9 protein-coding genes are annotated in these 12516 nt (G+C 34.2%); all 9 read right to left on the bottom strand.

Features of this window, described 5'->3' with window-relative positions:
• Window positions 1-32 precede the first annotated feature (32 nt).
• The gene (locus tag LPB88_RS07360) at window positions 33-1235 is read right to left on the bottom strand and encodes an AraC family transcriptional regulator (protein WP_230714105.1); all 1203 of its coding nucleotides are present in this window, start codon (window positions 1233-1235) and stop codon (window positions 33-35) included.
• A gap of 138 nt (window positions 1236-1373) precedes the next feature.
• Window positions 1374-1952: a DUF4136 domain-containing protein gene (locus LPB88_RS07355; protein ID WP_230714103.1), complete on the bottom strand. Its 579-nt coding sequence runs from the start codon at window positions 1950-1952 to the stop codon at window positions 1374-1376.
• Window positions 1953-2309: 357 nt separating this feature from the next.
• Window positions 2310-3710: a DUF2252 domain-containing protein gene (locus tag LPB88_RS07350; protein ID WP_230714101.1), complete on the bottom strand. Its 1401-nt coding sequence runs from the start codon at window positions 3708-3710 to the stop codon at window positions 2310-2312.
• A 173-nt stretch (window positions 3711-3883) separates the two neighbouring features.
• Window positions 3884-5368: a DUF1254 domain-containing protein gene (locus tag LPB88_RS07345; RefSeq protein WP_230714099.1), complete on the bottom strand. Its 1485-nt coding sequence runs from the start codon at window positions 5366-5368 to the stop codon at window positions 3884-3886.
• Between the two features lie 27 nt (window positions 5369-5395).
• Window positions 5396-6745, bottom strand: coding sequence for a DUF1214 domain-containing protein (locus LPB88_RS07340; RefSeq protein WP_230714095.1), 1350 nt, complete (start codon window positions 6743-6745; stop codon window positions 5396-5398).
• Window positions 6746-6776: 31 nt separating this feature from the next.
• On the bottom strand, window positions 6777-7601 hold the full coding sequence (locus LPB88_RS07335) for a hypothetical protein (protein WP_230714093.1): 825 nt from the start codon (window positions 7599-7601) through the stop codon (window positions 6777-6779).
• A gap of 101 nt (window positions 7602-7702) precedes the next feature.
• Window positions 7703-8719 (bottom strand): HAD family phosphatase, encoded by a 1017-nt coding sequence (locus LPB88_RS07330; protein ID WP_230714091.1) that lies wholly within the window; start codon window positions 8717-8719, stop codon window positions 7703-7705.
• 78 nt (window positions 8720-8797) lie between these two features.
• Window positions 8798-10477: an arylsulfatase gene (locus LPB88_RS07325; RefSeq protein WP_230714088.1), complete on the bottom strand. Its 1680-nt coding sequence runs from the start codon at window positions 10475-10477 to the stop codon at window positions 8798-8800.
• 603 nt (window positions 10478-11080) lie between these two features.
• The gene (gene pyk / locus LPB88_RS07320) at window positions 11081-12511 is read right to left on the bottom strand and encodes a pyruvate kinase (RefSeq protein ID WP_230714086.1); all 1431 of its coding nucleotides are present in this window, start codon (window positions 12509-12511) and stop codon (window positions 11081-11083) included.
• Between the last annotated feature and the right edge of the window lie 5 nt (window positions 12512-12516).

Raw genomic sequence — 12516 nt, 5'->3', positions numbered from 1 at the left:
AGATTATGCAACTACTTTTCACAAACCTCTTTTTAGTTTGAAGTTGGCTTAAAATAATACGTATTTGCTTTCTCTGGATTAATCCTAATTACTTTGAAGTATTCAGAAGGTGATTTTCCGGTATGTTTTATAAAGGCTCTGAAACAAGTTGTTCTGGACTTAAATCCGGAGCCCCATGCCATACCTTCTAAAGACAAATCTTTCCATTCCGGATCGTTTATTTTTTCTTTAAAATATTCTATCCTTTTTAGATTTACATAATCCTGAAAATGAAGATTAAATTCTGAATTGATTAAATTTGAAAGATGATGAACTGATATTCCTGTTTCATCAGATATATCGCGAATCACTAAATCCTTTTTTAAAAAGAGTTCTTTTGAATTAAAAATACTCTCTAATTTTGCCAGATATAGTTCTTTTTTTTCTGTCGTTAATTCTTTTACAATTGGTAGTGAACTTTTAGTTTCCTGAGTTTTAACTATTATCAAATTATCATCAACAAAATCATAATCACATTCCTCTTCTACCTCATTTATGTCATAAAAAACCTGAGGTTTAAAGTAGAGCCACCCTACCGTAAAAATGAGTACTGATGATATTAAAATATAACATGAAAAATCGATGCTGTCTACCCTATTAACCAGGAAGTAATGGACAAAAAGTGTTGAAAACAAAAACAAGACCATTAAATTATATACTCTTATCCAACTTAATACCTTTACTTTGTTAAAGTGATTTTCTTTGAACTTCTTTAAATCATAATTCAAAATCATCATTGTTTGACAAAAAGCATATAATAACCAAACCGTCAAACTTAACATCGAAAATGGACTATTTACTTTAGTCGAAATAGAATGTGCCAATTCAAGACCCAGAGAATTTCCTGCCCATACAAAAACGGTTAGACTAAAATAAACCATAAAGGGTAAAAAATGCAGCCAGTCATATTTTCTAAACACTTTGTCTGAAAACAAAATACTCCTAACATACAGGAAAGCAGAAGGTGCCACTAAAAAAATAAAAGATTTTGTAATCATAAAAAGATCCGGAAAGCTTTTAAAAACAACTGCCGATAAGTAAAAATTATAAATACTCACAACCGCAAGACTGAACAAAAACAATCCCAGAAAAAAGCTTTTTGAATAATTTTTCTTCGAAAAAAGAACCATAAACGAAGTTGCAAAACCAACTATTGTCGCTATAAAAAAGAAAAGTGAAAGTACTATATCGATCATGAGTTTTAAGCTTGATTTGTTTAAAATATTCCTTTTTCTTTTTAAAATAGATCTAAAAAGAACTGATTATCAACTTATTAAATACTATACTTATCGGGGGATTGATAAGTATAGTACCTTTAATTAAGAAGTTATAAACTATTTTTTTGCTAGTCCCGGAGGAAATCCAGCCAAAATTTTATTGATTGAAGTATTAACAAACTCTTCTGGATTGTCTGGTTTGCTGTCAATTTGAGCATTTCCAATTCCTTGCCAAATTAGTTTTTGTGTTTTTGTAGATACAATATCAATTATTAGAGAGCCATCAACATAATCGTAAGTATTGACTGTTGTATTAGCACCTCCCATCATAGCACCGCCACCCCAATATCCGTATGGACGATACATTCCGCCATAACCATAGAAATCAGTGTTTGCGGATACTTGTGTTTTATTTTTTAATATAGATACTGCATTTACTTTTAGATCCGGATTACTTGATTCTGTAAAACCTTTGGCAATCATTTCATTTCGGATTGCTTTTGTAACACGATCAACATTTAATTGATTTACCTGACCTTCTTGTGCTTTTAAATCGTAAACTGCAAAAGTTTTATATTCACTAAAATTAGCGCTGTGGTCGTAATCAGTTGTAACTTTTACGGTTGGAGAACAACTGTAAAATAAACCCAATAGCAACATTGAAATTACGCGAAAATTCTTTCTTTTAATATTCATTTTGTGGTATTTAAATTAATAATTAAATTAGCTTAACTTGACTTTATTAAAATCTTGAATAAATATTATCCGAATGGCATGTAACATTAAACAACTGTTAAATTATCGCAATCTCTTATATTGCAACACCTTACAGTACATTCAAAGATAAATTATTTTATTTAATTAACATAATAAAGCGGTTAAAATTCTTACTTATTTTTCAGGGTAGGTTATTTTTCATAAAATAGTCTATTCTGAGCTTTATAAACACTATTTACCTTTTTCAACTACATCACTACTTTGTCCATCTTTTAAAGTTTGCTGATAATAGGAGTTGTTATAGATCATATATTCTATCTTATAATTAATGTAAGATTAGACTTCTGTCGAAATTGGTAATCTTCCCTCTTTTATTGCTTCTAACATTTTGTTATAATCTGATTCATTCTGATTGGCGTACGAAACAGAAAATTTGGCAATTGCATTGGCAAACTCATCGCTTTTGCCAATATATCCGGATAATACCGATGGATCCCCGGTGCGTGCGTGCGATCTTGCAAGCGCCCAACCGCAGGCTTTTGCATAATCTGCCATGTTTTTTGCTCTCATGATTTCAAGAACAGGTTTTACTTTAGCATCACGAAGCTGTCTGATATAAAAAAACTTTCCCTCATCATCATTAGTCCAGCCTAAAAACATATCCGATGCTGATTGCATCAATTTTTGTCCTCTTACAATGCGCTCACCTTGATGCGGATATTTGCCTTTTGCTTTTACATTATCTTCCAAAACACTTTTTCGGGCTTCTTTGAATTGTAAAAAAATAGGTTCTCCCGTAGCCGACATCAATAAGCTGATTCCGCAAAGTGTACCTACACTTCCTACGCCTACTACTTTTATAGCCAGATCATGCAGACTGTATCTGCTTAAGAGTACTTTTTTTTCATCAGATAATGTTTCAAGATATCTTGTATGTACTATTCCGGCTTCTCTTAAAATCCTTTTCCCTTCTTCTCCTGACGGATGATAAATTAATGGCGGATCATCTTTTATTCTTGCCCGAGACCCTTCCTGATACGTCATTTTTGCAAATTCTTTTTCATGAGCAGTATATTCAGCGGCTTTTTTAATTCGCTTTTCCTGAAATCCCTTGATCTCTTCATCTTCACCTCTTTCTACAAGTTCGGCAAGATCAATATCGGCATACCAAATCTGTAGCGCCGATAATTTACTGTATTCCAACATGTGTCTTTTATAACTATCGGCTACATGCCAGGCAAATTCTTTGCAGATTTTGCTAGAAAATTTTTTCCATCTTCCGGCAATCACGAAACTTGTTGCTAATCTTTTTACGTCCCATTCCCAAGGTCCCGGAAATGTTTCGTCAAAATCATTGATGTCAAAAACCAGTTTACGTTCAGGAGTTGCAAATCCTCCAAAATTCATTAGATGACAATCACCGCAAAGCTGAAGATCAATTCCTGTATTTGGTGTTTCTGCTAAATCTGTTGCCATAATTGCCGCAGATCCTCTAAAGAATGCAAAAGGAGATTCCATCATGCGGCTGTATCGTATTGGTAATAAGTCTTCGATTCGCCCAATACTGGTTTTGATCAAAATTTCAATCGGATCTTCACGATTCTCAGATGGATTCCATTCCTGATGACTTGAACGAGGCGTAATTTTTCTAACGGCCACACCTTTATCAAAACGTGCCGCTTTTGATGCTACCGGATCAAATAAATTCTCGTTTGTGTTTTCGAATTTTTCAGTCATGATACATCTGTTTTAATTGTCCTTGTTCAAATCATTATTCTATTTTACCAATTCCGGTTGTGGCGCTTTCCAGGTTCCGTTTAAAATAGTTTCGTCTGGTCCGTAAAATCGAATCAAATCTCCATTAGTTTCATATTTTAAACTTGTAGTTCAATCTCCAATAGAATATCTGTTTATCCTTTAGTTACTGCCGGAGGAAGCCAACTGTCTTTTATAACACGGTCTTCTGGCCAATAACATCTTATATAAAGCGAAAAAGTTTCTTTTGGCGATGGCAACCAATTGCTCAGTTTATCATTTGATGGCGGTGTGTTTTGCACATAAAGTGTCAATGAGCCATCTGCGTTATATTTTAGGTCCTTATTTTTTGTTCCTAAAGAAAAACGATTGATCGAGTTTGGAGAAAAGAAATGATATTGATTGTATAACGTAAGTGACCAAAACCCTTTTACAGGTGGCACTTGCCCTTTTGCAAAAGTCACTGTATACTTGGTATTCCCGTGTAATCTTACTCCTGAAACATCTTTATCCTGATAGAAATATTTTGTTTCATTTGGTTTGTTCACAAAAATATTGGCTTTCGCGCAAGCGGTTCTGGTTAGATAATCCAGTCCAAATTGCGCTCCATTTCCTTGCGTTGTCCAATTGTCTTTTAATGGATAACCTACATTCGAAAATTGAAATAATGGTGTAATTAATTTTTGATCTGCTTCTATTGCAGCTTGTTTAAGAATTGCTTTTATCTTTGGATCTTTTGCAGCTGCAGCCAAAACAGATTGTATTTGTCCATAAATAGCTTCTTCACCCGGCATTGGTGGAACTTCTTTTAAAATAGCCGGCAATTCATCAAAATATACTTCTGGTTTTACCCATTTTGTTTCCTCATTTCCAGCTTTTGCAGGAGAAGGCAATACCGGGATTTTTGTCCAGTCTTTTGTTTTTTCTTTTCCGTCGAACTGACTTAACGAATACATCATTATTTTTTGAATAAGTGGCTGAATTGATTTTTTATCAGCAGGATCATCCGTTTGAAAAACACGCGGAATTACAACTCCCAAATCAGTATCACATTTAAATACTTGTGTAATTCCATCCGGAACTTTTCCATTCCATTTTGGTCCCGTTAATAAATAGAATCCTGGTTTTGTTCCGTACATTTTTCCTAAAGTTGCATAACCATCTGTACGTTGGTTACATACCTGATACACCCAAAAACGATCTCCAAAATCCGGAACCTGAACTACCAATGCATCTTTTGTAAAATCAGTTAAACCAAAACCATAAACAACATCCTGATTAGGACAAGCGACTTCTTTTTCTCCTGCTTGCATATAATCTGTAAGCATACATAACTGGTTTGGTGGGCTTAACGGAACAATCCCTCCTCCATAAACAGGTTCTGGAAGTTTCTCAAAAGTTACTTTTCTATTGTGAATGTTTACCATTGGCCAACCCCACAAATAAGCAAGTGTCCCAATATGCTTTACATATTCGTCTGTCAAAATAGTGTTTGCCACTGGACCGGCAGGAATACCTGTTTTAACTGCTGAAGAATCCTCGGTCACTAAACCATTTCCAACACGATCTCCCGCTGTGGTTTCTTTTTTACAGCTTATTAATAGTAAAACTGCTAATAGAGGAATAAATATTTTTTTCATGATTTTATTTTTGATCATTATCAATAACTAGTTTTTTGGCTCAATTGGCGCAGGAAACCATTTTCCGTCCTGAACTATTTTTTTAGGAACATAGGTTCTAAAATTTAGAGAGAATCCTTTTCCAGCCGGCGTTGGCAACCAGTTGCTTTCTATTGCTCCTTTTGGCAATGAAGATGCCAACCAAATACTCAAAGAACCATCAGCATTTTTCTTTAAACCAGATACATTATTTAAATTATAACGTTTCAATTTATTGTCAACCACTCTGTAATCTGGCACACTATATAATGTTGTTGACCAAAATCCATCAACGGCAGTGTCTGGCAGCGCCTCTTTTGGAAATCTGATTTCATATACTTTATCACCTGTCAAAGGCTGATTTTTACTATCTATTAATCCAATAAAATAAACGGCTTCTTCTTTACGGTTTGCCCATAAACCTCCATAATTCACAATGTCACGAGCCAGAATATCATCACCAAAATTACCGGCAGCATACGATACTGACCAACCACCTTTTTGAGTTCCAAAACCTTTTGCTCCGGCTAAAAATCCTGGAATTGCTTTCGTTTTTACTATTTCATCAACACGTGCTTTGGCCTTATCATCTGTTTTACGATAAGCTTCAATCGCAAGTGCTTTATCCTGATACTCTTTTCCTTTAGGCATTACATCAGGGTAAGAAGCGATAACTTCTGCTACATTGTTAAATATTTCTCCACCAATTGGTGCTTTCGGAGTAAACTCAGGAATGGTTAAAGATGGTGCTATTTTGATTCCATCAGGAACTGTAAATGTAAATTGTCTTTGTAGTTTTTGTGCAATATCGGGAGTTCCTTTCAATTCTACACGAGCAAGCATTTTTGCTTTTTCTGATGGTAATTCGATTTTTACAGCATCTGCAGGAATTGTTGGATTTGTTCCTTTTAGAACTAAAGCAAACTTCCCGTAAGGAGTTTTAGGAAAATTACGATTGTTAATATTAACAATTACTTCTCCCCAACCGTTCAATAATTCGGCAGTATAGTAACGTCCTTCTATTTTTGGAACATTCAAAATAACAGCATGATCTTTGTCTACCGCAATCCAGGCTTCAAGATAAGCCACATCAAGATTTGGGTTTACGAATTGAGCCGTTCCAAGCGGATTGTATTTAATTTTATTATACCCTACTTTCTCTACATTAATATCATGGTTTTCCTGTTGAATTACCAAATATCTTCCGTACAAATAGGTATAAGCGTCTACAATATCCTGATCTGAAGGATTTGAAGCACTACTTTCTGTGGTAGAAGCTGGGGTTGTTGATGTTGATGTTTCCTTTTTGCAACTTACAAATAGAAATAGTGCCACTAAAATAAGAATCGATTTTTTCATAATTATGGAAGTTAATTTTTAATAAAAAATTTTACGCCCCAGGAAATACAAAAGCTACAACAGCTCTCAATCCCCAATCGGGTCTTGATTCATGCGGGCCAACAACTGGTATTAAAGGCTGAATACTAAACTGTACAACCTGATCACCAAATTTGGTAATACCCCCAATAGATGGATTTATAGAAATCATAGTTGTATTTGCTTCCCAACTTTGAGTGATTTCGGCATTTACACCTAAACTGGCTCCACTTTTATAACTGTGTGACATGAAGATTTGAGTGTAAAAACTATTAACATCAGCACGATCTGCATTTCCTGCCACTGACCAAATTTGATTTGCCAGAAAACCTACCGAAAGTCCTTTGCCCTGATGCATAACTAAGACACTTGGTCCTATACCAAATTTTTCTGTTCCTAAAACTTTTTCTGTCGCAGTTGGCACCAAAAATGCCGGTCCAAACCCGAAAATGAGTCCCTTTGTTTTAGGAGCAAAAAAAGCAGTTACTGTTGCATCACTTAAGCCAAACTGATGCGTATTTTCTCCTGTAATATCTCTCTGATCAACAACCGGAAGAATGTATCGTGTAATTAAATTTAGATTTTCACTTAATTTAAAAGGAACAACGGGTTGTATGTTTATAGTGTACTTTGATCCATTAAAAGGGCCAATACCATAATTAAGGTTGTTTTGCAAAGGCACGCTAATTAAACTCGCCACAGGGTTTGCCAATTTATCTGCCAATTCCTGAGCGCTCGCTCCGGCTTTTTCTTCTTGTGCATAGGCTGCAAAATTTAAAAGAAAGCCAAATACAATAAACACATATTTAATTGAAATAGAACACATAGGTAGTTTCATAATTATTTTTCTTTTAAAGATTTTCAACCATTTTAAAATCAAAATGAACCAGCCTTTAAAATCTAAAAACTGTTTTCATTTTTAACTTTAACTAAACCAGATTATTTGTCTGGGAATATTTTTTTCCAGTCATCTTTCATGCTGATTACATGATATTTGTATTTTGCAGCTGTATTTAAGGATAGATTATCTTTTTCCTGATAATTATACTCTCTGATAGAATCGTTGTGATTTACTATCATTTGAAATGAAGGATATTTGCTTCCCTGAGAATATCTTAACATGGCAAGATCGCCAGCTCCACCTTCGTTTCCGCAAGCAAAAACAGGTCTTTGACCAATGTGTAACTGTATGCCAACAGGTTTACCTTCTTTATCATTAAAATGATCTAAAGCAGGTTCTCTTAAAATGGTATTTTTGGCATCATCAAATTGATATTTGAAAGAAGTTCCAACAACTTGATCTTTTGGGATTCCGTAAAAATCAGCAGAAATCGCACGAACTAATTCAACAGTTCCGCCAGTTACAATAAAAGTTTTAAATCCGTTTGCACGTAAATAATTCAAAAGCTCTAATTGTGGCTGATATCTTACTTGTTTTAGAACAACATTTCTTCCGGGATATTGTGCTTCTGCAAAAAATTCTTTTGTCGCTGCTTCAAATTCATCTTCGGTCATACCGGTATGAGTTGCCGCAACTAATTCGATAAGAGCTTTATCGCCACCTTTTTCGAAGAAAGTCTTGTCTTTTTCAACAACGGCTTTAAAAGGTTGTTTTTGTGCCAAAGCAGGATTTGCTTCGACCATTTTTTTAACTCTGTAAAAAGCAAATAATTCCTGAACATAAGGTTTTTCAGCCCAAAGTGTTCCGTCGTTATCAAAAGTGGCAATTCTGCCCTCTACCGGAATAAAATCCGGGCTTCCTTCTTTGGTTACTTTCGTAACATAATCTATAATATCTTTTTTTAAAGCTCCATCATTCCAGCTTGGTAATGGATCTCCGCTTGTTGCAACTGCAGTTGCATTATCTTTAGGATCTGTCGTCGTAACTGCATCTGATTTTTTACACGAAACCAACAAAAATAAAAACAGGGGCAACATATATATTTTTCTATACATAATATTGATTTTTTTAATTATTGAAAAGCCTGAGTCATTTCTGACTCAAGCTTTATTATTTCCTATTTGTATTTTTTATTATTTCTTTTTTGATGGTGCTTCATCCTCTTTTAGCTTAGGAAGAACATTCTTCTCAATATATTTCTGTGCTTTAATATCTTTCATTGACTCTTCCATAATTGTATAAGCTGAGAAGCTTGGAGGAATTGATCTTGGAGGATATTCTTTGAATGTTTGAGCAAATGTTACTACATCTTGTATTGCACCATACATCAGCTGAACGTGATTCAACTGCCAGTCCCAAAAAGTATTCGAAGTAATATCAGCTCTTTCAAAAGGATCTTGGTATAAATTGAATATTTTTTGTAGTCGCAGTTTTGTAAAAGGTTCTGCCCAAACTCCCATTGTTCCTTCCAAACGCTGTTCTGCAAAAACATATTTATAATCACCTTCTCTTAGACCAACTAATAATCCATCATCATCTGTATAGAAAAATTTATCTCTGGCACTTTTTTGTGTTTTACCACGCAAAAAGTTACTTTGATCAAAACCATCTAAATGGACTTTATAATTTTTTCCATTGGCAGTATACCCTTTTAAAAGTTTGTTTGTTAAATCAGGCTCTCCTGCAATTGATGCTAAAGTTGGCATCCAGTCATTATGAGACATAATTTCAGTTGTAACTTGTCCTGGTTTAATTACCCCCGGCCAACGTACTATACACGGAACACGGAACGCCCCCTCCCAGTTAGTATTTTTCTCAGAACGATAAGGTGTCATTGCAGCATCAGGCCATGTATTCATGTGAGGACCGTTGTCTGTAGAATAAACTACAATAGTATTATCAGCAATTCCAAGTTCATCTAATGCTTTTAAAATACTTCCTATAGTTTCATCATGTTCAATCATACCATCTATATATTCACTATCTCCATGAGTATATTTCCCTCTATGCTCAGCTCTAACGTGTGTACGAAGATGCATACGTGTAGCATTGAACCAGCAGAAAAATGGTTTTCCAGCTGCATTTTGTCTTTTGATAAAATCAATGGCTGCTGCAGAAGTTTCGTCGTCTACTGTTTCCATTCTCTTTTTAGTAAGAGGACCTGTATCTTCGATTCTTTGTTTTCCAACTCTTCCAAATCGAGGATCTGTGGTTGCATCATCAACATTTGTTGCAGTACATTTTAAGACTCCTCTAGGACCAAATTTTTTCAAATATTCTGGATCTTTAGGATAATCCGGCAATTCTGGTTCTTCTTCAGCATTTAAGTGATACAGATTTCCGAAAAATTCGTCAAAACCATTAACAGTCGGTAAACTTTCATTACGGTCACCAACGTGATTTTTACCAAACTGACCTGTAACATAACCTAAGTTTTTCATGATACCTCCAATAGAAGGATCTAATTGACTCATTCCCATTGGTGCTCCCGGAAAACCTACTTTAGTAAGACCGGTACGAAGACCATGTTGTCCTGTTAGTAATGCAGCACGACCTGCAGTACAGCTTTGTTCTCCATAATAATGTAAAAAACGTAATCCTTCATTTGCCAGACGGTCAATATTAGGAGTAGTATACCCCATTACACCATCGCTATAAGCACTTATATTAGTAGTACCAATGTCATCTCCCCAAAGTATTAAAACATTTGGTTTTTTCTTATCCTGAGCTTCTAGTTGTGTACTAGAAAAACCTACAAATGCAAGCAGTATTATCGCATTCCTAAATCCACATTTTAATCTGATTTGTTTCATGGTGATAAAATTTGTTAATAATTCCTTTTATAAATGTTATTGCTGTAAAAGCTAAAAATCGCTTCCTTATTTTTTAGAAAAGAAAATTCACTTCAAATTTTAATGGAATGTTTCAATTTAAAACATCATTATTTAAGGAGGAATTTGAAACAGGAATTTTCTTAACTTTTTCTTAAGTTTCTCAAAATTAGCTAATAAAAAAGTTAACAATCGTATTTATAGGGCTTGACATTGTTTCATTTTATAAAATGAAACGTTAAAAACGTTTTTTTTTGCTTCATGATGTTTCATTTTATAAAATGAAACATGCAAAAATCATTTAATTAGGAAGTTAGATTTTTAGTTTTATGTCAGAAAAATCAAAAATAGAAGAGGTAAATTTTGGTAAAATTGTCGATGAACGGTAAAATTTAAAAAAAAGCATGCTGAATTTTAGTAGAAAACGGCTTTTAGTTTTTTATGAAAATGAATTTTAAGGCAAAATTTAAATTTTCACACCTAATTTATGTTGCCTGTTTAAAACCCAATTCTAAAAATTTTGGGCATAAAAAAACCACCAATTATAAATTGATGGTTTTTTGTATTGTGTATTTAAAAGAAATACTATTCTATTTCAGAAACTCTCATGGTATTAACCATTCCTTTATCTTTAATTGGCATTGCTGCAAGGTTGATCAAATAATCTCCTTTTACAACATATCCTTTTTCTCTTGCAATTTCGTTAACATCAGTTACAGTATCATCTGTACTTTCGTCTTTATCATAGAAGTATGATTTTACTCCCCATAATAAATTCAATTGTGTTAAGATTCTTTTGTTTGAAGTAAATACTAAAATATGTGCAGATGGTCTCCAAGCCGAAATTTGAAAAGCTGTATATCCACTATTTGTCAAAGTACAAATTGCTTTAGCTTTAATTTCATTTGCTAATAAAGCAGCCTGGTGACAAACTGTTTTAGTAATAAAACGTTTTGTTTTAATTTGTGGAGTATTTTGTGGAACATGAATTAACTCAGAATCCTCAACAGCCTCACAAATTTGAGTCATTCTTTGAATTACCTGTACAGGATAATTTCCTGTAGCAGTTTCTCCAGACAACATTACAGCATCAGCTCCATCCATTACAGAGTTTGCAACGTCGTTTACTTCAGCTCTTGTTGGCGTTAAACTAGTAATCATTGTCTCCATCATTTGTGTAGCAACAATAACAGGAATTCTAGCCGTTTTAGCTCTTCTGATCAAATCTTTTTGTACCAACGGTACTTCGTGAGCAGGAAGTTCAACTCCTAAATCTCCACGTGCAACCATTAGACCATCGCAATATGCTATAATTTTATCAATGTTCTCCAGAGCTTCCGGCATTTCAATTTTAGCAACGATTGGAATTTTATATTCTGAATGTTTAGCGATCAATTCTTGTAGATCTTGTAAATCGCGTGGTGTTTTTACAAACGAAAGTGCGATCCAGTCTACTTTTTGCTCAATAGCAAAAATTGCATCTGCAATATCTTTTTCAGTTAAAGCCGGTAAAGAAATCTTAGTGTTTGGAAGATTAACTCCTTTTTTAGATTTTAATTCTCCACCCTGAATTACTTTAGCAACAACTTCTGTTTTTTTATCTGTAGAAAGAATTTCGAAAATCAATTTACCGTCATCAAGCAAAATACGCTCTCCCGGGTTAACGTCATTTGGGAAATTTTGATACTTCATGAACACTTTTTGAGCTGTTCCTAAAATATCTTCTGCAGTTGTAAAAGTGATAGTATCACCATCATGAACCACAGTTCCTTCTTCCATTACACCAACTCTAAGTTTTGGTCCCTGCAAATCTCCAAGGATTGCTGTTGTGTAACCAAACTCTTCGTTTAGACCTCTAATAATATTAATTTTATCCTTTACACCTTCGTAATCTGCATGCGAAAAATTGACTCTAAACACATTAACACCTGCATCGATCATATCCTTGATAATCTCTCTCGTACTACATGCAGGCCCAAGTGTAGCAACAATTTTGGTTTTCTTGTTTGTTAACATTTTTT

The sequence above is a fragment of the Flavobacterium sp. JAS genome (assembly GCF_020991455.1).
Classification (GTDB): domain Bacteria; phylum Bacteroidota; class Bacteroidia; order Flavobacteriales; family Flavobacteriaceae; genus Flavobacterium.
This window is presented reverse-complemented; position numbering and strand designations above follow the sequence as displayed.